Genomic DNA, 26,925 nt, shown 5'->3' on the forward strand with positions numbered 1-26,925 from the left:
CGACGCTGTGCATTACTCAAGGAACGCTAAACAGTTTCCCGCTTGTAACAAATACGACCATTCCTTTTGGAATACCAGTCACCTCGAGGTAGCGCAGAACCTGGGAACGGTAGTGATCGAGAGCCTCCCCGCTAGGGTTCACGTCGCTCTTCCAATCGATCACCAGTTCGGGCTTGCCATCCTCACCGATGCAGAGCGCATCAACGATCCCGAAGGTGGCAAGTTCGCAGCAATCATCCTCGATCGAGCCGTAGACCGGCAGCTCGGGCACAAGCCTGGGCCGAATTGCCGCGATCTCGGGCAGTGCCAGCGTCCTCCCCACAGTTACCGCTATCTCGTCCGCCGATAGTCCAAGCGCGGGATCGAGTCCGGGTTCGCGGCCGAGATCCCGGATCAAACCAGCGGCCCGTGCGACGAGTGCCCCGGCATCGTCCGCGGTCTCGCCAGTCAGCACTTCCTCGATCAGCTTGTGGATGACGAGACCCCGCTCCCGGCCGCCCTGGACGGCGATGGCATCGATTGCGGGGGAATCGTCATCGGCCCCAAGTACGATCTGCGGGACGGATACGACATCCAGTGGACCCGCAGGATCCTCATCCCGACTCGGTGCAATCCAGCGCAGCTTGTGGCTAGCCGCGACTACCGCCACCGCCTCGGCCACAAACACCTCTCGCGTCTGTCCATTCTCCGGATCTCCGTCGATCGTCTCGAACCCAGGTGGATGCTGATCGATCTGGATGAGCGGCAGTCCATCAAGATCGAAGTCCATCAAAGCGTTCCAGCTGCTTTTCGCTGGAGCCACATCGAGCTTCGGCAGCACGAGCAGCTCGCGGGCCCGGGTTGCCGCGACATACCAAAGCCGCAGCCGCTCGCGCTCGCGCTCCGCGACCTCGGCTGCTTTTGCTTCCTCGTAACCCGCAGGCTCAACCCCGAAGATTGGCAGGAAGATGCGCCTCGTTTCGCTGTCGATGATCGGATCGCGCACGTCGTTGCCTGACGTCATCGTGTTGATCGGCACGACGATCGGCCATTCGAGGCCCTTGGAGGCGTGCATCGTGACCAGCGATACCGCTTCCTCCTGAGCGTCAGGACGCCCCTCGGCCGACCGGACCTTGCCCTCCCATGCCGCCGTCATCACGTCCGCGAACGCCCTCAATCCTCGTACGCCATAAGGCTGCGCCAGGCTCAAGAAGAGATCGACATTGGCCAGCGGCCGCTCTGCCTGCCCGCCATGGCGCTGGAGCAGGATGGCGCGCACGCGCAGCACGTCAACCGCCTCGGCCAGCAATTGGTGCGGCGTGGTTCCGTTGATCCCCCGACGGAGTGCCTGAAGCTTCTCGACGATGTCGCGGGCGTGGCGGTTTTCGATCGCATCTGGGTCGAGGTGGATATTGAGCTTTGGGCGTGCTGCGGGACGCTCCGGATCACGGGGCTGGTTCCAGACGAGATCGAGCAGTTGCTCCTCGGTCAAGCCAACCAGCGGCCCGCGCAGGAGTGCGATCAGTGCGAGGCTGTCGCGGCTATCGGCCAGCACTCGCGTGATCGCGACGAGATCCTGCACCTCCTGGCGGCGGTAGAAGCCTTTGCCGGCTTGGGTCGCCACAGGCACGCCGCGCTTCTCGAGCGCCTCTTCGTAACGCCACAGTTCGGTCCCGCCGGGCGCCAGCAACGCGATGTCGCCAGGTCGGCAGGGCCGTCGCTCGTCGGTCTTGCGGTCGACGATGATCTGGCTGCCGATCAGCCGGCTGCACATTTCCGCGACGGCCTCTGCTTCGCAGTCGCGCTGCGCGGCCGCTTTGGCCTTGCCGTCCTCGCCCGCGCATTGAACCGGGAGCGCTGCGACGCACAACCCCTCGCCGTGATCAGGGTGAAAGCTGTCGAGTGCGGTGAATCCCGGCTGCCCTTTCTCGACCGTCATGTGCGGCGCGAAGCGTTCGTTCACATATGCGAGGATCGCCGCGCACGAGCGGAAGTTAGTTGAGATTGACAGCAGGTCTTGGGGATTGAGTGCCCGGATCGCCTCGCGCGCCCGGATATAAGCGGCGACGTCGGCCCCGCGAAAGCGGTAGATCGCCTGCTTGGGATCGCCGACGAGGAACAGCGCACCCGGCCTAATCCGGTAGGCCGCCCAATCCTGCGGATCGGCACCGGCGATCGGGTCGCCGCACAACCGCCAGAATATTTCCGTCTGAAGGGGATCTGTGTCCTGGAACTCGTCTACCAGCACATGGGTGTATCGTTTTGCCAATGCTTCGCGCACCACCGGATGATCGCGCAACAAGTCGCGCGCCGCGAAGATCAGGTCGTCGAAATCGAGCAGCGCCGCCGAACGCTTATAGTCGCGGAAGTTGTCGGCGATGGGTTGGATAGCCGCGATCAGGTCTGCCAGCACGCGTCCTGCCACGGCTTGTAGAAGCACCGTCCAACCCCGACAGCAGGCGAGGTGGAGCACTTCGGCTTGGGCGTTGAGCAGCCCACCATCCGCCTTGGACAGGCCTGCCGTCTTCGCTGCCGCCTCCCATTTGCCCTTCTTTTTGTAGGCGCTGAACGCACCCTTAGCCGTGCAGAGTGACGGGTGCGGGGTCGAAGCAAGCAGGCGAACAAGCGCCGGGGGCGCCTCGTCCTCAACCGCGAATGCGATCGCCTCGCTCATCTCCACGAAGGCCGAGGCGCCCGCTGTACTCTCCGCCTCCTGAGCAGCCGTGCCGATGACGAAGGCGCGATAGGCTTCAGCCGCCGCGCCGAAGGTCGTCACCAACGGCGAGATCCCGCCCACATCAGGTGCCACCAGCACCCGATTGTCGCGCAGCGCTCCTGCCGCAGTTGCGATCAGTTCGCTCGCTTTCGTTGGGTTCAGGAACACGAGCTCGGCGACGAGACTCTCCTCGCCCGAGTTGAGCGTGACGCGAAGCCAGCGATCGACGGCATCGCTGAACGTCAGGTCCGCTTGCGCGGGGTCCATTAGCGAAGCGCCGGGATCGATGTTCGCCTCGACCGGATAGGGCTTGATGAGCCGCTGGCAGAAGCCGTGGATCGTCGAGCAGGTAATCTCGTCGATCGCGGACGCGGCTTGGTCGAGGTTCGCCCGCTGCTCGGCCGAAAGACCGCTCGGCAGGGCGATACGCAGTTCCCGGGGCACTTGCCCGTCGAGTAATTCGTCGATGAAGTCGCGGACGCGGGCGAGCAGCTCGCTCGCGGCGAGCTCGGTGAATGTGACGGCCGCAATCACTTTGGGCGCAGTGCCACCGGCGAGTAGCAACGCCAGCCGCCCAGCCATGACCGCGGTCTTTCCCGAGCCCGCCCCGGCCTCAACCAGGACGGAGCGATCGTGCGCGGTCATCGCGGCCAGGCGCGCAGCTTCGTCGCGAAGTATCGGGATCGCGATGTTCATTAGATCGCTTCCCAGACGAGCGCGGCATCGCCCAGTGCCTCACGTGCCGGTTCCAGTTTTCGGGGGCAGTAGCCGTTGCCGGCATTCGCCGGTAGCGCAAAGCTCAGATCGTCATAGTCACCGCCATTGTCGGGCCCGATCACGGCGCGTCCGGCGAGCAGGCTTGCGCGCGCCGCCCGGAGATGTCCGGCCAGATCCTCCATCACAGCCGCCGGTTCCTCAAGATGGCGGGCTTCCGTGTCACGAGGGTAGAGCAACGCTGCATCAATCTCGATGCCGTCGCCAAGCAACGCCTTCACCGCATAGGCATAGAGGCAGCGCTGCAGCTCTTTCCCGCCCTGAAGGACGACCTGGTCCTTCGGCAGCTTGCCGCCCTTATAATCGAACACACGTGCCTTGGCCGCATCCCCCGAGAGGTCGAGGCGATCGATATAGCCGGATATCTGGAATCCGGTGTCGACGATCTCCACCGGCTTGGTCGTGTCCCAAGGCAATGCACCGTCGGACTTCGCTTTTTGCCCGCCAAACGGTACCTCGGTGTAGCATTTTTGATCTGATAGAGCCGGTTCAGGATGCTGAAGCGCGTTCAGCGCCGTCTGTTTGGCGTCCTCCACCGTGCGGCGCCACACGACGAGCGGCGGCACCGCTAGTTCGGCTTGCCACTGCCTGGCGACGGTTGTTGCCGCCTGCTCAATCGCGGCGACAACCTGATTCGGACGTGCGCCGGCAAGGCTCCCCTGCCCTTCCAGCAGCCGCACCGCATGATCGAGCGTCTCGTGGAGCAGGATGCCGCTTTGTCGCGCGTCCAACACGAGCGCCTCCTCCGCGCTTTCCGGTGCGCTGATCCCGAGCGCATAGCTCCAGGTGAACCCGAGCGGATTGCGCAGCAGCTTGGCGAGCGAGCTCGCCGACTGCACCCGTTGCAGTGCGGCAAGCAGCGCGGGATGATTAGCCCGGACCATTCCGTCATGGGCAGTGACAGCGGCTCGCTGCCAGTTGTTCCAGCACTCGGCTGCAGAGCGTGCCTGATCGCTGGCGCCGAAATCCGCGGGACGCGCCACCAGGCGATCGGTTTCGCTCATCGCATGCGTTGGCCGCCGATTACGGCGGATATAGCGGGCGTCTGGCTGCCCGCGCAGCAACGGGCTCTTGCCGAGCAGCCGTCCTTCGCTGTCGCGACGAGCTCGCGAGAGCACCACCTGCTCAGTCGTAGTGCAGAGGATCGTCTCGAAATCGCGACGGTCGGCAGCGGTAACTGGCAGCGGGTCGAGCTCTCCGACCGGGACGATATGATCGGACAGCAACCGATCCTCGGAAATCCGCCTTGGCCATCCGGTCGAGGTCAGGCCGAGCAGACGCACGAACTTCCGAGGCGATGCCGCAAGCGCCGACGCCGGCATCCACGCCACCGACACGCACACCTCGCAGGCATCCTCCTGGCGTAGGCCATCGATGGTGACGTCGATCGCGGCCGCGCTGCCGGCGAGCAGGGCCTTCTTCCAGATACGTAGCGCGCCGCCTGACAGGAAGGTGCGCCCCATCTCGTCCGCATCGTTCGTCCCACCGCTGAGCTTTTCGACGATTGCCCGGAGGTCGGAGCTATGTTCGATACTATCGGGCCAGCGATCGGCTGTCAGGCCGCTCAGGAGCCGCTCCCAGGCGTCGGCTGAGGACAAAGGCGCATCGGGCGGCAGCACGCGCTGCCAACCTTCGGGAAGCATCTGGAACGGCCCCGAGCCAGCGAGCAGCGTCGCGAGCCGCCGCAGGCGCAACTGCGATAGCCCGCGCACCAGGATGTCAGCCAGCGCTGCGGCCGTCTGCCCCTCCCGGGTGGTGACCACCCGGATACTGTGAACGAAATGCAGGTCGATATTGGCGTCGGCCCTGAGCGCCATGAACTCATCGTCATAGGCGGCCGGCGCAGCCGCCGCGATCGCGATTTCGGATGGCTTGGCTGTGCCGCTGGTGATCAACTCGCGCGCCCAGCGCAGCGCCTCGATTGCCTCATGATAGCCGCTGGCAGCGCTTACTGACTTAACGTGCGGCGTGGCTGGCTCCGATCGCTCGATCTCGACGTTCGAACCTTCCAGCCAGGCGGGGACTGAGCGCGGCCCTGCGTTCCAGCGCACCGGTAACGTCCCGGCAAGCTCGATCAGCAACTCGCGCCAGCACGGCGAAAGCTCGCTGATTCCGACGATCTCGATCTCGCCGAAGAGCACGGGAGCAAGGTGGAGACGAGCAAGCGCTTGCGAAGCGAGATCGACCGGCCGCAGCATCGACGAAGGTAGGCGTTCCAATAGGGCCTGCTCGAGCGCGGCCATCGCTGCTAGCCGGGGATGATCACCGGCTCTCGCAGAAAGGTTGATGCCGGTGCGCCAGACCTTATGCAGGGTGTCGGCCGTGGCGCCCACCATGCCGGGTAGAAGCTTGATGGCATCCAGCTCACCGAGATCGGTATCGGGCAGCGTCTTCTGGATCCCATCGCGTAGCGCCTCCGCGTCGATAGGCCGCGCGAAGCCGCCGGCAAGGCGGGCTGCCAGCTGCTCGAAGGACATGACTTGGACGCCATGGCGTCGGTTGCGGGCAGCAGCTAGGCGGATCTCTCGGGACGTCAGCCGCCCATGTGCTATGTACGTCTGCCTCTTCATGCCCCGCCCCACTTAGAATGCGAACTTCGCTTGACCCTTGTTCTCGACAGGGCGCAACTTCGCGTAGGCGAAGAGGTCGGCCAACGAACCGCCCTTGTCGCGCCACCCATAGAATGTATCCTCGCCCAAAAGGACATAGTTCCACTCTGCGCCGCTGCGGTGTTCTGCGGGAAGGCCATTAATCCGGTTGCACCAAGCCACCGCAGCTTTCCGCTTGCGGAGCACGTTTGGACTCGTCAGCTGGCCCTGTGCCTTGGTTTCGATAAGGTAGATACCATTGCCCGTACGCACGAGAAAATCGGGAGAATAGAATGCGGGGAGACCGTCTTCCTTGATATAGCGTAGCCGCGCAAAGGTATGCTTTTGCTCGTTGATCTTGCAGTGGGCATCGACGCTGGCATCCCGCTCACACGTTTCCATGAAGGCGTGTTCTAGGCCGCCATTCCGCGACGGGTATGGCAGGCGAAAGTAGATTGCCTTCTCGACGGCGAGGGATGACCCCTCTCGCATCGCCAACTTCGGCACTTCGGAGAGGCGCCGGTGCGCCACCTCTGCCTCGGCAACGATCACACTTTCTTCGGCCTCAAGTATTGCCCGAGCCCATACCTTAATGAGGTGCTCCGTCACCGGGTCGATGAGCAGGACTCTCCAATTTTCATCGGCGAGCGGATCAATGACCTGACGGAAAAGGTGGTTGCGAACAAAGGTGTCGATTCCTTCGGCCATCTCGGCCCGATTGATCTGGATGTAGGGGAACTTGTTCGCGTTGGCGAAAGCCTTGGGGCTGCTCGTAGTATCTGTCAGCGTGACGGCCTCTGCAATGCGCCGCGTAACTCGGGCGAGATAATCGTTGTAGCCCGTTGCCGTCATCACTCCGCCGTGGACGCGATAATCGCCGAAGCGAGTTTTCGCCTGCACATCTTCGGAGTGGAATTTTTCGCCTTGGCCGAGCTGGCTCTTCAGCTGATCGAGCGTGAAATTGCCAAACGCCTGTAGTTTTGCGGGTTCGATATGAGTGTCGTCCAGCTCCTCCACTTCTTCCCGGAGGATGAATGGAAGAGCGAAATCATACTCCTCGAAGCCGGGCCGCAGCCCGACCGAAATAAGATCGCCGGTCGAGCTGGTATTCTGATCGTCCTCGTCGTCCTCTTCGGTAGCGAGGCCTTCTTGAATCAGCTCGTCATAGAACCCCTGGAAAGCCGGGTGCTCAACGATCGACAGAATGTCGATCATGTTGGAAGGGGTCTTGCCGGTGCGAATGAGTTGACGATTCTCTCGTTTGATGTCGTCAAATTCGTTACCGCGCCACATGAGGCGCAGCCCGCGCCCAATGGTCTGCTCCAGCAGGATACCGGAGCCGGACGCCCGCAGCGGTACGATCACGCAGATGTTGTTCACATCGAAGCCCTCGCGCAGCATTAGGACGCTGACGATGACCCGGGGCGACCGATGCCGATCGACGTCGAACAGGCGTTCGCGCAAAATCTTCCACTCGTCCGGTTTCAGCTCGCCCTTACGGTTGGAATCGACGCGAAGCAGCTCATCGTCAGCAAGGCCTTCGAGCGTCATAAACTCGGCGACGAGGGGGGTGACAGTCGTATCCTCGCAGACTACCAGCATTTTCGGGTGCTTGTCAGGATCGAGGCCGGCGAAATCCGCTTCGAGTTTGCGGAGTTTGGTCAGGCCGGCGCGAAGCATGATCCGCTGCCCTTCAGACAGCATCGGGTTGCCGTTTTCGTCTCGATCGGCGTTGAAGTCGAGGTCTTCATGGCTGAGCGCCCCGATTTCCGAGCGCTTGTCGAGCACGAGGGATTTCACGAGACCTGCGCGCATCGCGGTTTTCAAGTCGAAATCGACGACAATGTGCGGAAAATAGGCCTTTCGAGAATTCCTTCCAGTCCCAACCTCGTTGTAGGGCGTCGCTGAAAAATCAACCTGAACAAAGCGAGCGCCCTTCGGCTGTGAAATCAAGTTAAGGCTCTTCTGCCACTCGACCTCCGTAACTTCCCCCTCCCGCTTGAAATCGTGGATGTGGTGCGCCTCGTCGTTAAACACCATTAATGCCGGTAGGTCTTTTAAGTATGAGAGAATACCGCCACGCTCAAACCGACGGTTGAGGACGTTCAAATCATTGCCCTGGCTCATGCCAGGCATCAGCGGAAAAATGCTCTGCACCACGGCCTTGGGATCGACAGTATCTCCGGGGGCGACGATCTCATCGTCTTCGAGTGGCTCGCCTTCTTCTGAAAGGACGTGCCAGTTAGAAATGGCGATGATCCCGCCGGCTGTCGTTTTGCGGCCGATCTCTTCTTTAGGGCAGACTGCACCTTGGACGAAGCGAAACACCTCATCCCGATAGGCGTCAGGAATGAACAGTTCTTGGAATATCGCTAGATCGGAAATCGAGAAGTCGCGCTTGCCGTGGCGCTCTTTGCCCATGAATGCATCCAATAGGCGATCATAGACGATGAGGCCGGGGACCACGATAAGGAAATTTTTTGTGTAGCGCTCGCTTTCCGGCGCGCGGTTTGCGTTTAACACTTGCCAGACCAAGAGGGCTTGCAGCACCCACGTTTTGCCGGTGCCGGTCGCCATTTTCAGGCAGTATTTGGGATAGCCATTTTTCGGCGCGCGAATGATTTCAGAATCGCGCGTGCTTGCCAACAAAACGTCGGGGGCCGCCCTCTGGTAGAGGTCCTGCAACGTCGCAATGCCCAGTACCTCGTGGGCATAAATTACATTGAGTAGTGCCTGCCGCTGCCCAGGATGGAAGTTGAACTGCCTGGAGTCCTGAAACTCCGCTTGAAACCACCATTTCAGTAGCTCGGCCGTCGTCTCCGAAACCAGGTCAAGGATCGGCGCCGTTCCCGCTTCTAGGCCGGCTGAGAGCTCTTCAACCTTGGCGGTTAAACCGCTGGCAAGAGTAAGTTCGTTGATGCCCGCCATCACGCCACCTCGACCATGGCTTCGGCTTCGAATCCGAAGACATCCACGACCCGAACGCAGATCAAACGCTTGCCATCCTTCCTTGGAAGCCCCGTCAGCCTTGCGGTCGAGACGACTCGGAGGGGATCGTCATCATTCTCAGTGTTTCCTCGATAGTCTTGCCACACAGAACGGAACACTTCGCCGTCATAGTCCGGATCGACGCTCCAATATTCAATGAGTGCCAACGGATCCGAGTTGATGACGTTTTGAAGTTGGCGTCTGTTTGCATCGTCCAAGTTGAGCGCATCTGGCGAAAGCAGAACATAGTTTGCTATCGCCACGTCCAATGCCTCCCCTTTTCCTTCGGCCCTGCGAAGCACTTCGCCCAGCTTGAGATACTGAAGCGACGAAAAGCGTACCTCGTCAGCCTTCAACTTGTGGCCCTTTTTCTTGAGACGATCGAGAAGGTCGGGCGGAATAACCAAAACCTCAAGCTTATCTGCCTGACCGAGCGCCTCAATATCATGTCCAATTGTCGGAGAAAAGTTCCAGCCGAGGACGATGACCTTATCCCATCCTCCCATAAGATTGTCGCGAATCTCGATGGCCCGCCGAAGCGTAGTGAGGCCCGTCATCTTATTTGGGCTGTCGGCCAACACCAAAGTTTTGCTGCTTCCGGCTATCCGACCCATGTTCTTGTTTGGATTCTCATCGACCGGTAACGGGAGTGCTCCAAAGAGTCCCAGCACGATCTCGGCAAGATCGCCGATACGGAACCGGCTTCCCATAGTCGAGCGGAGCTGCTCGACTTGATAGTCGCCAATGTGCTGGTAAAGAAAAGGGCGGGCGTCCTGATCGATCAGGCGCTTTCGCGCGATCATACAGGCGGGCTTACCGAGGTCGGACACTATCCAGCGCCGGCCAAGCCGTTCGGCCACCGCGGCCGTAGTCCCCGAGCCTGAGAAAAGGTCCAAGACGAGTGAGTCAGGATTACTGGATGCGCTTATTATTCGCTCAAGAAGCTTCTCAGGTTTTTGGGTGCCGTAGCCCACTTTCTCGGACGACCATCCCCGTATCATGCTGATGTCATCCCACCAAGTACCAACCTGGACACCTTTGGAATCGTCTAGATATTTCTTTTGCATCGGGACGGTGCCGGGATTCGTTTGGATCACTAGCCCAGCGTCTATTAGGCCTTGCATCCTCGCCCGCGAATAACGCCAAGCGCGAGTAACGCCCATTACTTCGTAGACGGGATTGCCCTTCGCCGCTCCGCCGGGGCCCAACATATTCTCCATCTTGTATCGGCGGCCGTCGGGGTCTTTGTACTTGTAAAACCCGTCGACGTAGTTGTCAGACAGAGGCAGATATATGGGATTCCAAATCCTGCTCTGTCCTTTGGCGTAAAATAGGATGACGTCGTGGACGCGACTATAATGTTTGCTTCCCTGTGCCGCATCGCCCTTTGCATCGGAGCGTTTCCAGCAAATCTCATTAACGAAGCTATCGGGTCCAAATATGCTGTCGGCCACGACCCTCACATAGTCTGCAACGTGCCAATCTAGGTGAATGTAAATAGAGCCACTGTCAGAAAGAAGCTCACGCATTAGCACCAGGCGCGGCACGATATTTTCGATGTATGATGACGTGCCATTGGACCAAGTGTCGGCGTAGGCATACTGCTCAATCACGGTGGGGCGTTGCTCAATATCACCAGTAGGCAAAGATATCTTGGTCTTGTAGTCAGCTTTGCTGTCAAACGGTGGATCGATGTAGATGAGATCGACCTTCCCTCTTATCGACCCGGAATTATCGTCACCCGCCAGAAGGGCAGCCATCGCAAGTAGATTATCACCGTAGATCAGCCTATTGGCGCTCGTATGAATTTGCTGATAATCGGCCCTTTCGCTACTGCGAAGTAGATCCTGCCAGTTGCTATCTCTTGAGGGAATCACCAGTTCACGCGTCTGCAGCCCGAGGCGGTAATTGCTCTCAGCGCGCTCCATGACACGCTCCGCTTCGCGCTTTCCCTCCGTCACGATCGGCGGAAGCTGCTCTAACAGACTCTTCATTCAGAGATTCCTTTTTCCGTGCGGGTGGCACGGTCACGCGCTTTAGATATTGAAAGGTCACGGTTGTAATGACGCGGTCGCCACAGCAGCGTTTGTGGGAAAGCGCTGCCTAGCGGCTCATGATCGGTCATGAGAGTCCCCTCGCGCGGCGTTAAGTCGATGAAGAACGGCTTTCTCAAGCCCTCCGAGCTCGAGTTTTTTACGGTTGACGATCGCCAGCAGCCTTGGTCCGAGATCTTCGGGACACGTCGTTGCTGATGAAAGCCAGTAGCGGACCGTACGGTCCGAGACGCTCAGATCTGCAGCAAGGGGCGCCTGCCATCGTTCGCCATATAGCGCTTCTCCGACAAAGCGGAGCAGACCGAGTTTGCCTTCGTCCCCCATTTCCGCGTTTCTAGGAAATTGGGGAGCGATGATCAAGGAAAAGTGGTCGCTAACCTGCCCGGCTGCTAGCTTTGGGTCAGCAACCAATGAGGTGGCTCGGCGACGAGCAGCCCGAGTGGAGCGGCCGTTATCTTACTGCCAGGCTACGCGATATTGCCTAGGGTTCGCTACCGGAATGATCGTCAGATGTTAGCGGCGCGCTCCAAGAGCGTGGGCAGCTTGCCGCGTAAGAGTGTAAACCGCTTCGCGTTGAGCACCTCGATTTTGATGGTCGACGCGGAACCCCTGGTAGTGCCGGCGAACGAGCCCTGCCTTCACCAGATCCGAGACCGCCCGACTGACACTGCATCGACCAGATCGGAGCACGCGGCGCCGCACCTCGGCGTCGATGATCGCATGGGCTTCAGCGGGATCGGTCGGTAGAGCGCCACTGCGGGAAAGTTCGTCGCGCACTGCGGCTGTCGTGGCGCGTCGCTTGGGATCGCGCTGCGCCATTGGAACCATGGCGTCTGAGAGCCAGTCCCGGACGGGAACACGGCGATCGGCATCCTTCACATAGGGGCCTGCGCGCCCAGACGGTCCAGCCGCCTTAGCGATCAGGTTGAGCACCATGAACGTGTAGCGGGGACGGTCTGAAACGCCCGCCAGACGCTCAAGAACCGCCGGCAGATCCAGGACCGTGCTGTCGTCGTCGCACACAAAGAGATCCGGTTGAAACATGGAACATTACAAGCACATCGGGTGCTCAGTGTGAATCCCTATTCGTGCCTTCCCAGCGAATTTCCGGCTATGGCACTTCACCGGGCATCCCAGTTTGGCGTCCGTTATCGGTAGGGTGTTTCCTTCCTCCGCGGTCTCCGCGAGAGCAGCACGAGTGGCACTTTACCCGATATCGCGGCTTTCCGGGTAAAGTGCCACTGGCGGCAAATGCCCCGATGAGAGCCCCGCGAGTTCCTGGCTTGACTCAAGCGGTCGGGAGATAGAACGTATAGGGAACATTTCAACCGCTCCCGAGTCGCACCAATGCTATGCGCCAGTCTATCGTCCTCGAACATCTGCGAGCGCGTATCGCGCAGATCGAAGGCGTGGGTGCGAGGCATGATGCTATCCCGTTCGGCCTAAGCGAACTCGACGGCCGGTTGCCAGGTGGCGGGATCGCAACAGGCGCTCTCCATGAGATCATGGGCAGTCCCGATCTCGCCGACGATGCGAGCGCCACCACGTTTCTCGCGGGAATCCTCGCCCGGATCGAAGGTCCCGTTTTCTGGTGCCTCCGGTGGCGCGACCTGTTCGCGCCTGCTCTCCATCTCGCTGGGCTGCATCCAGACCGAGTGATTTATGTCGAGGCGGGAACAGACACCAACGTGCTGCTGGCGATGGAAGAATGCCTCCGCCATGCCGGGTTGGCTGGCGTGGTTGGAGAGGTCGCGAAATATTCGACAACCGCCTCCAAGCGTCTTCAGCTCGCGGCGGAAGCGTCGGGTGTGGCCGCATTCGTGTTCCGTCGAGCCGCGAAGCTTGATGAGATAGCCGAAGGCTCGGCCGCGATGACGCGTTGGCGCGTCATCGCCTCTCCGAGCGAGGATCTCGGCATTCCGAGCCTGGGGCGCCCGCGGTGGCAGGTTGCGCTGGAGCGTGTCCGGGGAGGGCTTCCCCACACATGGATCGTGGAGGGGTGCGATGCGACGGGTCGTATCGCTCTTCCTGCCGCACTGGTCGACCGACCGGCTGCGGCGGAAGACCGCCAAGTCGCCGCCTGAAGGCGGAGCCTCCCCTGCCCCCCAACCGCTGGTGACGGCGATTCCCGATCATGGCCGGCGCATCGTCGCGGCGGTCGATGGAGCTGCGCGCGCGCTTGGCATCCTGCCGGGCATCACGATCACCAGGGCACGGTCCTTCGCGCCGGAGTTCGAGGTGGTGGATGCCGACCCTGACGCCGACTTCGAAGGGCTGCGGCGCCTCGCCCTCTGGGCCGGCCAGCGCTATTCCCCGATTGTCGCGCCCGATCCGCCCGACGGAATCTGGCTCGACATCACCGGATGCGTGCATCTTTTCGGCAATGAAAGGGCTTTGCTCAAGGATCTGCACCGCCGGGTTTCGTCATTCGGACTTTCCGTTCAGATTGCGGTCGCCGACACCGCTGGCTGTGCCCATGCGGTCGCCCGCCAGGTGCCGGCGGGCCGCCCGGTCACGATCGAGCCGGGCGATCATCGCAAGGCGATCGCGCTCCTGCCGATTATGTCGCTGCGTCTCGATTCCGACGTGGTCGAAGGGCTGCGAAAACTCGGCTTCGAACGGATTGAGCAGCTCATCGGAAGCCCGCGGGGGCCGCTCGCCAAACGCTTCGGGCGGTCGTTGCATCGCCGCCTCGACCAGGCTCTGGGCTTTCTGCCCGAGCCGATCGAGCCGATCTTTCCCGACCAGCTCCCCCGCGCGCGGCGCGGCTTTGTCGAGCCGCTGTCGACAGCGGACGCGTTCGGGCAGGTCATCGCAGATCTCGTTGCCGACATTGTCGATCAGCTTCATCGGCTCGGCAAAGGTGCCCGCAGGCTCGACTGCTATTTCCACAGGGTCGATGGCCATAACCAGGCCGTCCGCGTGGGCACCGCGACACCCACGCGAGATGTCCAACATCTGGCCAAGCTGCTTTCCGCCAAAGTCGAGACGGTCGATCCTGGTCTCGGCATCGAGGCGATGACGCTGGTCGCGCAGCTGGTCGAACCCATGGCACCCAAGCAAGGCGAAGGTCTCGAGATCCTGGCGCGGCGTGGGCCCGATCTCGCCTCGCTGGTCGATGCGCTAGCCAATCGTTTCGGTCAAAACCGCCTATACCGTACCGCGCCGCGTGCCAGCGTCATGCCCGAACGCGCGGTGGGGCTCACTAAAGCGCTGGCCAGCACGACAGGCGCCGCGTGGGACGACGACCTGCCCCGGCCTTGCCGGATGCTGAGCCCGCCCGAACCGATCGACGTCACCGCGATGCTCCCTGATCACCCGCCCGCGATGTTCATTTGGCGGCGCAAGCGGTTTCGCGTGACCCGCGCCGACGGACCCGAGCGCTTGCATGGCGAATGGTGGCGCGACGCCGGTCATGAGGCCGAGCGGCCTCAGACCGTGCGGGATTATTATCAGGTCGAGACCGCGACGGGTGGTCGCTATTGGGTCTTCAGGCTCGGAGATGGCGAGAATCCAGCGACAGGGCCGATGCGCTGGTTCATCCACGGAGCGTTCGCGTGAACGACCCCGACCCCTCCTACGTCGAACTCCAAGTCACGACACATTTCAGCTTCCTGCGCGGAGCGTCGTCGCCCGACGAGCTGTTCGCCGCCGCGGCGGTGCTTGGCCTGCCGGCGCTCGGGATCGTTGATCGCAACAGCGTTGCCGGCATCGTCCGCGCCTGGGATGCGGCAAAGACCACCGGCGTGCGCGCGGTCATCGGGTGCCGGCTTGATCTCACCGACGGCACCGCGCTGCTGATCTACCCGACCGATCGCGCCGCCTACGGCCGAATGTGCCGGCTCCTGAGCGTTGGCAAGAGCCGCGCCGGCAAGGGTGCGTGCCATCTCGATTGGTCGGATGTCGAGGATTGGAATGAAGGCCTGATCGGCATACTCTGCCCGGACCGCGCTGACCCTGTGACCCAAGCGTCGCTCGCGCGCACCGCGCAGATTTTTGGCGAGCGCGCCTATATGGCACTGTCGATCCGTCGGCGTCCGCGCGACGCTATCCGACTGCGGGACCTTGCGGCGATGGCAGCGTCAGTGCGTGTGCCGACCGTGGCCACTGGCGATGTCCTCTACCATGCGCCCGATCGTCGGATGCTGCAGGACGTGGTCACCTGCATTCGGGAGAAATGCACGATCGACGAACTCGGCGAGCGCCGCGAGCGCTTTGCCGACCGCCACCTCAAAACTGGCCAGGAGATGGAGCGGCTGTTCCGCCGATATCTCCGGGACACTGCGCCGGTCGCGCGCAGCGTCGAGCTGGCGGCGCGCTGCGCCTTCAGCCTCGACGAACTGCGCTACCAATATCCGGACGAGATCCGGGTGGCCGGCCGGACGCCGCAGCAGGAACTGGAGCGGCTGACCTGGAAAAAGGCGCCGGAGCGCTACCCCGAGGGCATCGATGGCAAGGAGCGCAATCAGCTCGAGCACGAGCTTCGGCTGATCGCGCAGCTGGACTATGCGCCCTATTTCCTGACCGTGCATTCGATCGTCGTCGAGGCTCGGCGCCGCGGGATCCTCTGCCAAGGGCGCGGATCGGCAGCCAATAGCGCGGTCTGCTATGTGCTCGGCATAACCTCGATCGACCCCGTGCGATCCGAGCTGCTGTTCGAGCGCTTCGTATCGGCCGAGCGGCGCGAACCGCCCGACATCGATGTCGACTTCGAGCATGAGCGGCGCGAGGAGGTGATCCAATGGATCTATGAGACCTATGGACGCACGCACTCGGCGCTGACTGCGGTCGTGACCCGCTATCGCGCACGCGGTGCGGTGCGTGAAGTCGGGAAGGCGCTCGGGTTATCCGAGGACGTGACAGCCGGACTTTCCGGTGCGGTTTCGGGATGGAGCCGAGAAGGCGTCGAAGAGAAGCATGCCGAAGAGCTCAACCTCGATCTCAGCGACAGGCGCCTGACACTCACGATCGAGCTGGCGCGACTTCTGATCAACACACCTCGCCATCTCTCGCAGCATCCCGGCGGATTCGTACTGACCCGCGACAGGCTCGACGAGCTGGTCCCGATCGAGCCGGCCGCGATGGAGGATCGCCAGGTTATTGAATGGGACAAAGACGATATCGACGCGCTCGGCTTTATGAAGATCGATGTGCTGGCGCTCGGCATGCTCAGCTGCATGCGCCGCGCCTTCGAGTTCCTCGAGCAGCACAAGGGAATCAAACACGACCTCGCGACAATCCCGGCTGAGGATCCCGCGACTTACGCGATGATCCGCAAAGCGGATACGCTCGGCGTCTTCCAGATCGAAAGTCGCGCGCAGATGGCGTCGATCCCGCTGATGGCACCGAAGACCTTTTACGATCTGGTGATCCAGGTCGCGATCGTGAGGCCAGGTCCGATCCAGGGCGACATGGTCCATCCCTACCGGCGCCGGCGCAGCGGCGAAGAAGAGGTGACCTATCCGACGCCCGAGCTTCGCCGCGTGCTGGAGAAGACGCTCGGCGTCCCCCTTTTTCAGGATCAAGCGATGCGGGTCGCGATCGAATGTGCCGGGTTCACCCCGAGCGAGGCTGATCTGCTCAGGCGCGCAATGGCGACGTTTAAGCTGACGGGCGGCGTCTCCCATTTTCGCGACAAGCTGATCGATGGGATGGTCGCCCGCGGCTATGAGCGCGAGTTCGCCGAGAAGACTTTCAAGCAGATCGAAGGATTTGGAAGCTACGGCTTTCCCGAGAGCCACGCCGCCAGCTTCGCGCTGATCGCCTATGCCTCGTCCTGGATGAAATGCCATCATCCTGACGTGTTTTGCGCAGCACTTCTCAACGCCCAGCCGATGGGCTTCTACGCACCGGCACAAATCGTCCGTGATGCCCGCCAGCATGGCGTCGAGGTTCGGACGATCGACGTGAACCACAGCCGTTGGGACTGCACGCTCGAGCCGGCAGCCGGCCGCTACAAGGCGGTGCGGCTTGGTTTGCGCATGGTGCGCCAGCTGTCCAATGCCGATGCCGCCGCAATCGTTACCGCGCGCGGCAATATGCCTTATGCCAGCATCGAAGAGATCCAACGCCGTGCGAGCGTCGGTCGCGGCGCGCTCGACCGGATCGGCGAGGCAGACGGATTCCGCTCGCTCGAGCACAGCCGCCGGTCGGGCTTGTGGCAAGTGAAGGGTCTGCGCGACGCCCCCCTTCCCCTGTTCGCTGCGGCCGATGCCCGGGACGGACTGCTCCGCGATGAGGCATCTGAGCCCGAGGTTATGTTAAGCCCGATGGGCGAAGGCGCCGAAGTCGTAGAGGACTACCGCGCGTCGGGCTTATCGCTGCGCGCCCATCCGCTAGCCTTCCTCCGCGACGAGCTCACCCAGCGCCGGATGATCAGTTGCGCCGCACTCCGCTCAACCAAGGACGGGCGCTATGTCGAGCTCGCCGGAATCGTGCTGGTCCGGCAAAAGCCGGGGAGCGCAAAGGGGGTGATGTTCATCACCCTCGAGGACGAAACGGACGTCGCCAACCTCGTCGTGTGGACCAATGTCTTCGACAAGAACCGCCGAACCGTCCTCGGCGCGTCGATGATGGGCGTACGCGGCCAGGTGCAACGCGAGGGCGACGTTATCCATGTGATCGCGCAACGACTCGACGACCTCTCCCCACTGCTCGCGAGCGTCGGCAACCGCGCCGATGTCGCCAACATCTACCGTCAGAGCCGAGCCGATGTGGTCAGGAGCCCCATGTCGCCAGACCCACGTGATCCGGCGGAACGGCCGCTTGCGCACCCGGCGCGCGAGATCGCAATTCCGGATCGGCGGCTGGGGACGGAGATAATTCTCCGGCAGCACACCGACACGATCAAGATCAAAGCAAGGGATTTCCGATAGTTCGGCGCTCCCCGACTCATCCTATGCCCGAGGCCGTGATTTCAAAGCGAGTGACTAGCTGCGGCGGCGAAGCTCCAGAAGGGTCTCTCCTGATGTGGCATTGTCGAAGATTATGGAGCGCGATTGATTGTGTTCTTGTTTCGTTCTATACCTTGATACGGTGAGCAGAGATTCGGCAGCGCTTGCCCGAAGGTGTGGCCCGGCAGTGCCGCCGGAAGGGCAGCGAGCCGTTGCTGTCAGATGAGAGGTCAGCTCGATGTCGAGACTCTACACCGTCACATGCAGCGCTGCAGACGTAGCGGCCCACTTTGACGCGGAAGCTCCGATAGATCTGAAAGTGCCTGCCGAAACCGTGGAGGCTTTGCCTGGCCTTGTCGTCTTCGAAGCGAATGGACGGCGCCATCTGCGGACAATGGACTGGGGCTTTCCGCGCCAGACTCGCGAAATGCGAGAAAGGGGCGATCCCCCGGGTCGAATTGGCCTCGTCGCGGATGCCACCAACCGGCTGTGGGAGCATTTGGTCGTCGAGCCACGATATCGCTGCCTTATTCCCCTGACCCATTTCGCAAACCCCAATGGGGATCCCGGCGAGAAAACCCGAACTTGGTTTTCGGTGGCGCACCAGCCTCTGGTCGCCTGGGCCGGGTTCTGTAGAAACATTCCGGGATATGGTCCGGTCTATGCCGGCATGACGATGGCGGCCAATGTGGTGGTCGAGCCCTACAATGACCGGATGCCGATCCTGCTTGATCCCCATGAATATGACCAGTGGCTACACGCTTCGATCCGGGACGTGATCGGTTTCCAGTTCCGGCAGCCGCTTGCCGCCGAACGAATGGAGATCCTGCACAGCGATGATCTGTGGCGCAGCGGGAAGCTGCCGGCGAGCCTTCAACCGCAGTTGGCCCTGCTTTAATCGGTCCGATGTTCCTCTTGCCGACTTCCGTGATAGAAAGACGCCATGTGCAATCTCTACACGGTCAGGAAGAGCGCTGCCGAGGTTGCGGCGCACTTCGGGGTCAGCGATCCAACGCAGTCGAATGCGCCGGAGGAGGTATATCCCGGCTATCCCGGAATGGTCGTGCGCGAGACAGAAGGCGCACGCATCATGCAGTCGATGGTGTGGGGCTTTCCGCTACGGTTGAAGGGAATGAAACCCGAGGCCAAGCCGAAGCCAGTGAACAACATTGCGGACCTGAATAAACCTATGTGGATCGGTCTGGCCCGCAAGCCTCAGTGGCGGTGTCTGATCCCGGTCACGCATTTCGCGGAAGCCGAAGGCCAGAAAGGCTCCAAGACGCGCACGTGGTTTAGCGTGAAGGATCAGCCCATCTTCGCTTGGGCGGGGCTTTGGCGCATGAGCGAGGAATGGGGCCCAGTGTATTCAGGCGTAATGACCGATTGCAATGAAGCGATTCGGCCGGTGCATGACCGGATGCCTGTGCTCCTGCACACCGACGACTACGACCGCTGGCTCAACGGCAGCTTCGAGGATGCAGTCTTGTTCCAGGAGCGCTGCTTCCCCGACGAGCTGATCAAAATGGAGCGGACGACCGACCTTTGGGTGAAGCGCAATGCCGCGAGGGGCGCTGATCAACCAAACAGCCTGCTATGAGCGTTGGACTTAGCGCGGATTCAAAGCGTGGCCAGCGCATCCGGCGCAGCATATTCTTGCCAAGGTCGGGGTCGAGGTTTTGAATCCCTTCGCCCGCTCATATTTTCTAAGTGCAATCAATGGCTTTTGAGACAGCCGGGCGAGCGCGCCGAACCTCGATTCGGCCACTGGTCGCACCGAAGGCCACAGTATTGACCAACGCCACAGGCACAGGGCGCCTGCTTTCGCTCTGCTCGGACGCACCGATGTGCTGATGGGTTACCGGCTCTTCTCGACCCGAGATCGGATTGTGCGACGCATTCCAACCGCTGCCGCCTTGCGGCCCGCCCACAGCGGGTCGACCTCGACGGCTTCGCTAACACGTCCGATCAAGCTTGGCATGAGCGCGAGGCGCTGAGAATCCGTCGCCGCCGCCTCCACGCCCGCCATCGTTATCGCGATCTTCCTTGCGCGCCGGTTGGGAAGCTCCGGTCCGCGCGCGGTGATCGCAACACCAGTGACGATCCTTGGCTGCCGGTGAGAGAAGATCTTGGTCTTGTGGGCCTTCAGCCGATAGCGCCCGATGATCGCGCGCGCTTCCTTCTGCATCGCCCGCGTGGCGAACTGGCCGGTGATGGTCATGTCGTCCACATACAGGGTGAACGTGCAGCCCTTGGCTGCCGCAAGCGCCGCGATCTCATCGAACATATTCTTGTACGCCCAGAAAGAGAGGATGCAGCTTGCGTTGCCCCCCGTCGGCAGGTGTCCGTTGATCGTCAGCAGTTTCGTCATGCGGCTGGCGACATCCATCGGATATTCCATCACGTCGGCGAAGAAGTGGCAGACAGCGGCCGCCCGTACCGACGGGAAGAATTTCTGCACGTCGAGTTTTACCGCGCCGCCCTCGACACGGTGCTCGGCGGCGTTGGTGATGTAGGAATGTTTCTTGATCCCAGAATGCAGGTAGGCCGGGGTCTCGACTTGCGCTAGCAAATGGGCCACGCGAGCATGGACCTGCTTGAGCAGCGCCTTTGGCTCCTCAATGAGCCGCTCGGTTTTGCGGTCCGTCCGAACGCAGTAGTTCGTATTCCCGCGACGGAGTAGGCGGTCAAGCTGCGCCGGTGGGATGCACAAAATTTGGGCCAGCCGCACCGGCGAGGTCAGCTTAAATAGCGCACTGCCCCGAAGGCTAACGCGCTTGTGTGGCTTCCCTTTCATCGTCGTCCCCTTCATCGGCTCGCTCGGCTGTTACCGTTGCGATCCAATCCAACATTTTGACGACCTTGCCCGCAACAGCCGTGCGGACTTTCTCCGACGACGAACCATCCGCGGCCTGCTCCGCGAAGAACATCAGCGACGACAGCGGCACGTTGAAGGCGGTCGCATATTTCTGCAAAACCTCCAGCGTGACCTTCTTGTCGCCGCGCTCCAGCTCGGTGACATATGATTTAGACAGGCCGACGCGATCCGCCGCCTGTGTCTTGTTCAGGTCGTGGAACACGCGCACCAGTCTAAGGGCTTCATTCAACATTTGAACGATCTCCCAACTGGATGACGCCTAGGAGTGACGGAACAACTCAACGATGGTGGCGATCAATTTCACGATGGCCTGAGCCACCTTGATCACCGCCAGCAGGGCAATTCGGTTCCGCGCGATCGCTCGCAGGGTCCGCCGCACCGCTTTCGCGATGCGACGACCGATATGCCGTCCGTACCCCAACAACCCGGCGTCTGGGCTTTCCTCCGGCGAACTAGCCATCGTATTTGCCTCCAGACTAACCTCGAGCCGAATTGCTCGCGGCCTGCACTACGTCTGAAGGCGGATAAGGGTTGTGGTTACGCTCCTAGGCTCAACACTGCACACGAAGAGCTTAAGCTCCTCTGCGTGCCCTCGCCCCCTCGGCCCGTCGCCCCGGAGGACGGCGAAAGAGATGGGTTAGATGATAAAGGCCGGATGACCTTCGCTGGTGGCGAACCACCATGCCTGTAGCACAGCTCCATTACCCAAACGCTGACCGACTCATAGATCGGCAGTTTGCAAGAAACAAGCAAAAGTTCGCCGTTGGCGAATTTTTCTCGCGTGCCAGCGCTCAGGTTGCCCATGGCGAGGCCCTAGCTGCTACGCACTAGCTCGTCGGGCGGCCGATGAGCGGACCGTCCGGTCGCTCGGAACTCGGTGGGCGCTTTGACCTCAGCGGCGCGACTATGCCGGCGCCACGCTGCATACGATTGGTGTACGAATTCGCGTTACACGGCGAATCGGTCGCGCTAGATTCGAAATGTGACCACGAACACCCCCGGGGCCGGAACCCTGAACTGACGTATGACGACTGCACGCCACATCGTAGCTTTGCTGCAAAGCCACATAGACGGAGATGGGGATCGCTTCCTCTCCGTGGCGACGCAGCTTGCCGCGCATGAAGCGAGGCAGGGCCACGGGAAACTGGCCCAGGAGCTGCGTGAGCTGATCGACGCGGCCAAGGGCAAGAGCGCGACGGTCGCGAGGCGTGGTGCCGGTCCGGTGCCGCTGGCGCAGCCAAAGGGCGAGCTCGCCGGATTCCTCGAAGCGCGTTATTCCGACACCCGGCTGCCGAGCATGGTGCTGAAGCCCGAGCTTGAGAGTCGCCTGACACGCGTCCTTCGGGAGCAGCGCCAGCAAGAGCGGCTGCGCGGGCGCGGCCTCACTCCCCGTCGCAAACTATTGCTCGTTGGCCCACCAGGGTCTGGCAAGACCATGACCGCCGCCGCTCTGGCCGGCGAATTGAAGCTGCCGCTGTTCACCGTCCTCTACGATGGCCTGTTCGGCAAGCTGATGGGGGAAACCGCCTCGCGCTTGCGCCTCGTTTTCGACGCCATCGGGATGCAGCGCGGTGTCTATTTCTTCGATGAGTTCGACGCGATCGGCGCGCAGCGTGCAGGGCCGAACGACGTGGGCGAGATTCGCCGTGTTCTGAATTCCTTTCTCCAATTTCTGGAGAATGACGACGGCCCCAGCCTGATCATCGCAGCGACGAACCATCCAGAATTGCTTGATAAGGCGCTCTATCGTCGGTTCGATGACGTGATCACCTATGACTTGCCCGATCCGTCCGTGGTGCAGGGTATTCTCGAAGCTCGCCTCGCGACGTTCGACCTCAAGGCGATCAAATGGCCGCCAGTGCTGGAATCCGCTGCGCATCTCTCCCAGGCTGAAGTCGCGCGGGCGGCCGACGAGGCGGCGAAGGTTGCCGTGTTGGACGGACATGACGGCGTGACAACCGCGACTCTGCTGACCGCCCTTACGGAGCGGCGCGCGGCGATCCTCTAAACACCGAGACCCGATGGCAGTACCTCCCCGCGATCGTCCCCATTTTCATGTCGAAGGCGGCGGTCAAAGCGAGGCCTACACCTCACCCCGACTGGTGATTAGCGGCCTCCCTCCAGCACGCGCCCGCGCTGCCCATGCCGCACATCTTGAGCACGCTATCGGCACCGCACTCGCTGCGGGTCGCCAACGCATCGCCGAGCGCGAAGAGGGTCTCGCCGAGGGACAAGCTGGCTTTTATTTGGAGTTCGATATCCCCGTCGCCGAGCGCGGGGCGGTTGAAGCCCTGGAGAACCGGCCGAAGGCAATCGAGCTGGTCGCCGTGCGCCCACCTGCCGACGGTGATGAGATGATCTCCGCAACGGTGTTCGTTCCCGAGGCCGCGGCCGACTTCTTCGTCAAGAAGATCGAAGCCTATCGCGACGAGGTGACGAAGACCGGTAAGCCTAAGAACGAGGCGCTCCTGGCGCGTATCGAAGACGTTCGCCTCGGTGTTACCCGATCCCTCTTTACCGACGATCCCCAGCTCTTTCCCGCCGTCGCCCAGCCTGCCTGGTGGGAAGTCTGGCTACGCGATGGTGGCTTGCCGGTCTTTCAAACCGTCGCGGCCAGACTGGGCGTCGCGATCAAGGAGCATGTCATTAGCTTCCCGGAGCGCGACGTAGCGCTCGCACTGGCCGATGAAGCGACGATGGATCGGCTAATCCGCAACTCGGACGCTGTAGCGGAACTGCGCTTGGCAAAAGACACCCCAACGCTCTTTCTAGAAATGCCCACGGTCGAGCAGGCCGATTGGGCGAACGATCTGGTCGACCGGATCACGCCGCCGTCTCCCCTGGCGCCCGCGGTGTGCCTGCTCGACAGCGGCGCCACGCAAGCGCATCCCCTGCTGGCACCCGCGCTCGATCCGGCTGACCAGCACAGCTACGAACATGGCTGGGGCGTTGGCGACAGCGCCTTTTGGAACGGACACGGCACGTCGATGGCCGGCGTAGCGCTCTACGGCGACCTCGAAGCGACGCTCTCGCACGGTCACCCCGTGGAGCTTGGCCATCGGATCGAAACCGTAAAGATCCTCCCGCCAAACGGCCAGAACGAGCCGAGGTTATACGGCGCGATCACCGCAACCGGGATCGCACGCGTTGAAGACAAAGCGCCGCGCCGCCGCCGGGTTTTCTGCATGGCCGTCACCAGCGATGTCGGCCTCGGTCGGGGGCGGCCATCGTCCTGGTCTTCGGCCATTGATCAGCTTTGCTATGGCGGCGGTGACAGGCGCCGGCTGATGGTCCTCGCTGCAGGCAATTTGCGCGGCGATATCGATCCGGCGGCATATCCCGATCGTAACGATCTCGAAGAGGTGGAGAGCCCGGCGCAGGCGTGGAATCCGCTCGTATTCGGCGCCAGCACCGACAAGATCACGATCACCCATCCCGATTACGACGGATGGGCGCCCGTCGCCCCGGCCGGTGATCTCTCGCCAGCCAGCAGAACGTCGGCCATCTGGGATCGGCAATGGCCGATCCGCCCGGACGTTGTGTTCGAAGGCGGCAATTTCGCCCACGATGGCATCAATCCGGCGTCGGCGATCGATGATCTCCAACTCCTGACCACCCACTATCAACCGAATCTGCGTCTGTTCGAGGCGTTCGGCGACACCAGTGGGGCATCGGCCCTCGGCGCAAACCTGGCGGCTGGCATTATGGCCGCGCGGCCGACGCTCTGGCCCGAAACCGTGCGGGGCCTCATCGTTCATTCTGCGGAGTGGACCCAGGCCATGCGGCAGCATTTTGACGCCGCAGGGTCGCAAGCACAGAAGTTGGCCATGCTCCGGCGCTATGGCTGGGGCGTTCCGAACCTCAGTCGCGCGCTGCTCAGCGCGTCCAACGATGCGACGCTTATGGTCGAGGACGCCTTGCTGCCCTTCCGCAAAGACGGGTCAGCGATCAAGACACGCGACATGAACTTGCACCGCCTCCCGTGGCCGCGCGCGGAGCTGGCTGCGCTCGGCGAACTGGACGTCGAGTTGCGGATCACCCTGTCCTATTTCATTGAGCCCAATCCCGGTGAACGCGGTTGGACTCGGCGACATCGCTACGCATCGCACAATCTTCGCTTCGCGGTGAAACGGTCGCTGGAAGGTCTGGAAGCGTTCCGCCAGCGCATCAACAAAGCGGCGCAGGACGAAGAAGCCGGCGCTGGCGGCGGTGGCGGTGGCGACAATTGGGTGTTGGGTCAAATCCGCGACCGCGGCTCAATTCATAGCGACATCTGGCGCGGCAGCGCCGCCGCGCTAGCCGAGCGGGACGCCATTGGAGTCTTTCCGGTCAGTGGTTGGTGGAAGGAAAAGCCAGCGCTTCAACGCTGGGATCGAGCGGCACGCTACGCGCTCCACGTTTCCATTCGGGCGCCGGAAACCGACGTCGACCTCTATACCGCCATCGCCAATCAGATCGCTGTCCCGATTCTGGCCGCATAGGGCGGGCTGACCTGCTCACGGCCAGCCTCGCGGTTGGGCTTCGGCGAACGCTTCGATTTTCGCCGGCGTCAGCTTTTGACTCGACGAAACCGCATTGCCGCGATTGCTTGCCTGCTATTCGAGCCAGCTCGCATAGGCGCGAACGTCGATCATCGGCACGGTCGCGCTCATCTGGAGCCGCGCGATCAATTCGAGCAGGAATCGAGTGGCCGACTTCCCGCCAAGCTGCGCGCCAAAACAATCACCTGGGTCGCATCCAAAGACCCCATGCGCGGCGATGCACCCAAGATCCAACCGACCTTCGTCGGCGACTGCCTTGAGAGCGGCAATGAGCGGAGCGCCGATGCCGGGCGACCAATCGCTCTGGAACGTGAGGAGTCCTCCCATGATATGCGGCAGCGCCCTCGGCTCGTAGGTCCCACCGGCATGGGGGATAGGCAAACTGGTCCGATACAATCGACGGACGCTGGCCACCTTATCGGCCGCATAATTGACCTGCTGGACGTTGATCGCCTGCTTGGCTTCGAACACCGCATAAACGCTTTCGGCCGGAACGACGAACTTGCCCTGGTAGCTGAAGATGAAGGGAGAATATTGCCGGTCGAACACCACCACGTCGATCTGCTCGCTGAAGGCGCCCTTGCTGTCCACGACATGGGCGCTGGCGACCTGATAGCGTTCCGGCAGATAGGTTTGGAGCAATTCCAGCCAAACCGCTTCGCTTGCATCGCCCTTGGTTCCGGGATGACCGAAACTTCCCCGAACGAGCCCGAGCTTGCCTTCGATGTCGTTGTGGAGGCTCTCCAAAAGCTTGGGCAGCGACCAGGCAGTCATTGAACGAAGCCGCTCCAATTGCCGCCGAGCGCCTGTTCCGCGGCCCTGCGGATCGCGTTCTTTCCAGCGAGTGTCACATCATCTGAGATGATATTGTTGCCGTTCGCCGGGTCAAGCACTCTCGCCGCGACGAATTTGTCCCGCAGATATTCGAGCACCGTGACGACGCTCTGCGAGAGATCCTGCACTGGCTTTCCTCGCAGCGCTTCGATCACGGTCAGCTCCAGATAGAAGGACGGGAACTCCAGCCCCTTTTGTGTGCGCCACAGTTTGAGGAGCCGTGATTGCTGTTGGCGGCCGGTGCGGATGACGGTGCTGATGTGCGTGTCCACATTCGTTTTCGTCCATGTGTCGGCACGGCTGCGATACAGGCTATGGTCGGAAGACGCCGCGTTCTGCCGCTTGGCTGGCACGAGGTCGACATCATAGCCGGCGATAGTCGCGTTGATGGAGACGTTCTGCCGTTTCGGTCGATAGCCCGCTTCCGACACAGCCTTGAACAGTAAGTCGTAGATGGCCTTCAGGGTCTCTGGCGTATCCTCCGACAGCGAAATGAACAGATCGATGTCCGTCCCGCTCTTGTTCGCCGTCCCTTTCGCGAACGAACCGCTGGGCGTCACGCTGCGCAGGAAGCGATTGGCCCATTGAGTCAACACGGGATGGATGATCGATTGGACCTGCCGGACGGGTGAGAAGGCGCTGGTATCGACCGCTTCGCGCGCCAGAATCGATGTCAGATATGC

Annotated in this window: 17 protein-coding genes; 7 read left to right on the plus strand and 10 right to left on the minus strand. The window is 61.8% G+C overall.

Translation table 11 applies throughout. The features are described 5' to 3' along the window. Nucleotides 1–16: 16 nt before the first annotated feature. The 5 genes from WP12_RS16120 to WP12_RS24235 form a co-directional block, all read right to left on the minus strand. Nucleotides 17–3,391: a UvrD-helicase domain-containing protein gene (locus tag WP12_RS16120; protein ID WP_046194697.1), complete on the minus strand. Its 3,375-nt coding sequence runs from the start codon at nt 3,389–3,391 to the stop codon at nt 17–19. Then, nucleotides 3,391–5,946, minus strand: a complete 2,556-nt coding sequence (locus tag WP12_RS16125; protein WP_235399172.1) for a PD-(D/E)XK nuclease family protein — start codon at nt 5,944–5,946, stop codon at nt 3,391–3,393. The genes WP12_RS16120 and WP12_RS16125 overlap by 1 nt, the downstream gene beginning before the upstream one ends. Before the next feature lie 105 nt (nt 5,947–6,051). After that, the gene (locus WP12_RS16130) at nt 6,052–8,985 is read right to left on the minus strand and encodes a DEAD/DEAH box helicase family protein (RefSeq protein ID WP_046194699.1); all 2,934 of its coding nucleotides are present in this window, start codon (nt 8,983–8,985) and stop codon (nt 6,052–6,054) included. Next, complete coding sequence (locus tag WP12_RS16135; protein ID WP_046194700.1) at nt 8,985–11,039, minus strand: site-specific DNA-methyltransferase; 2,055 nt, start codon at nt 11,037–11,039, stop codon at nt 8,985–8,987. The genes WP12_RS16130 and WP12_RS16135 overlap by 1 nt, the downstream gene beginning before the upstream one ends. Before the next feature lie 573 nt (nt 11,040–11,612). Beyond that, nucleotides 11,613–12,143: a hypothetical protein gene (locus WP12_RS24235; RefSeq protein ID WP_084691193.1), complete on the minus strand. Its 531-nt coding sequence runs from the start codon at nt 12,141–12,143 to the stop codon at nt 11,613–11,615. A gap of 308 nt (nt 12,144–12,451) precedes the next feature. Between WP12_RS24235 and WP12_RS16145 the strand changes: the two genes are divergently transcribed. The 5 genes from WP12_RS16145 to WP12_RS16165 all read left to right on the plus strand — a co-directional run bounded on the left by WP12_RS16145 (nt 12,452) and on the right by WP12_RS16165 (nt 19,589). Beyond that, nucleotides 12,452–13,183, plus strand: a complete 732-nt coding sequence (locus tag WP12_RS16145; RefSeq protein ID WP_046194702.1) for an ImuA family protein — start codon at nt 12,452–12,454, stop codon at nt 13,181–13,183. Then, nucleotides 13,104–14,660 carry a DUF6504 family protein gene (locus WP12_RS16150; RefSeq protein ID WP_046194703.1) on the plus strand — a complete coding sequence of 519 codons (1,557 nt, stop codon included), beginning with the start codon at nt 13,104–13,106 and terminating at the stop codon, nt 14,658–14,660. Before WP12_RS16145 ends, WP12_RS16150 begins: the two co-directional genes overlap by 80 nt. Beyond that, nucleotides 14,657–17,974 carry an error-prone DNA polymerase gene (locus WP12_RS16155; protein WP_046194704.1) on the plus strand — a complete coding sequence of 1,106 codons (3,318 nt, stop codon included), beginning with the start codon at nt 14,657–14,659 and terminating at the stop codon, nt 17,972–17,974. The genes WP12_RS16150 and WP12_RS16155 overlap by 4 nt, the downstream gene beginning before the upstream one ends. A gap of 256 nt (nt 17,975–18,230) precedes the next feature. After that, nucleotides 18,231–18,890, plus strand: a complete 660-nt coding sequence (locus tag WP12_RS16160) for an SOS response-associated peptidase family protein (protein ID WP_046194705.1) — start codon at nt 18,231–18,233, stop codon at nt 18,888–18,890. A gap of 45 nt (nt 18,891–18,935) precedes the next feature. Next, nucleotides 18,936–19,589 (plus strand): SOS response-associated peptidase, encoded by a 654-nt coding sequence (locus WP12_RS16165; RefSeq protein WP_046194706.1) that lies wholly within the window; start codon nt 18,936–18,938, stop codon nt 19,587–19,589. 258 nt (nt 19,590–19,847) lie between these two features. On the opposite strand, the gene WP12_RS16170 is transcribed toward WP12_RS16165, so the two are convergent. Genes WP12_RS16170 through WP12_RS16180 form a run of 3 tightly spaced genes read right to left on the minus strand, consistent with a single transcriptional unit; the run spans nt 19,848 to nt 21,327 of the window. Beyond that, the gene (locus WP12_RS16170) at nt 19,848–20,786 is read right to left on the minus strand and encodes a reverse transcriptase family protein (protein WP_160299234.1); all 939 of its coding nucleotides are present in this window, start codon (nt 20,784–20,786) and stop codon (nt 19,848–19,850) included. Continuing rightward, entirely contained in the window at nt 20,758–21,099 is a 342-nt protein-coding gene (locus WP12_RS16175) for a helix-turn-helix domain-containing protein (RefSeq protein ID WP_046194708.1), read from the minus strand. The genes WP12_RS16170 and WP12_RS16175 overlap by 29 nt, the downstream gene beginning before the upstream one ends. Before the next feature lie 27 nt (nt 21,100–21,126). Beyond that, the gene (locus WP12_RS16180) at nt 21,127–21,327 is read right to left on the minus strand and encodes a hypothetical protein (RefSeq protein WP_046194709.1); all 201 of its coding nucleotides are present in this window, start codon (nt 21,325–21,327) and stop codon (nt 21,127–21,129) included. A gap of 564 nt (nt 21,328–21,891) precedes the next feature. On the opposite strand from WP12_RS16180, the gene WP12_RS16185 reads away from it, so the two are divergent. Together WP12_RS16185 and WP12_RS16190 are read left to right on the plus strand one after the other, a co-directional pair. Beyond that, on the plus strand, nt 21,892–22,875 hold the full coding sequence (locus WP12_RS16185; RefSeq protein ID WP_046194710.1) for an AAA family ATPase: 984 nt from the start codon (nt 21,892–21,894) through the stop codon (nt 22,873–22,875). Nucleotides 22,876–22,888: 13 nt separating this feature from the next. Further along, nucleotides 22,889–25,348 carry a S8 family peptidase gene (locus tag WP12_RS16190; protein WP_046194711.1) on the plus strand — a complete coding sequence of 820 codons (2,460 nt, stop codon included), beginning with the start codon at nt 22,889–22,891 and terminating at the stop codon, nt 25,346–25,348. Between the two features lie 114 nt (nt 25,349–25,462). Here the strand turns inward: WP12_RS16190 and WP12_RS16195 are convergent, their stop codons facing one another. Next, nucleotides 25,463–26,182 (minus strand): DUF6602 domain-containing protein, encoded by a 720-nt coding sequence (locus tag WP12_RS16195; RefSeq protein WP_046194712.1) that lies wholly within the window; start codon nt 26,180–26,182, stop codon nt 25,463–25,465. Beyond that, entirely contained in the window at nt 26,179–26,835 is a 657-nt protein-coding gene (locus WP12_RS16200; protein WP_200894540.1) for a nucleotidyltransferase domain-containing protein, read from the minus strand. The genes WP12_RS16195 and WP12_RS16200 overlap by 4 nt, the downstream gene beginning before the upstream one ends. Nucleotides 26,836–26,925: the final 90 nt, after the last annotated feature.

The sequence above is a fragment of the Sphingomonas sp. SRS2 genome (genome assembly GCF_000971055.1).
Taxonomy (GTDB): Bacteria; Pseudomonadota; Alphaproteobacteria; order Sphingomonadales; family Sphingomonadaceae; genus Rhizorhabdus.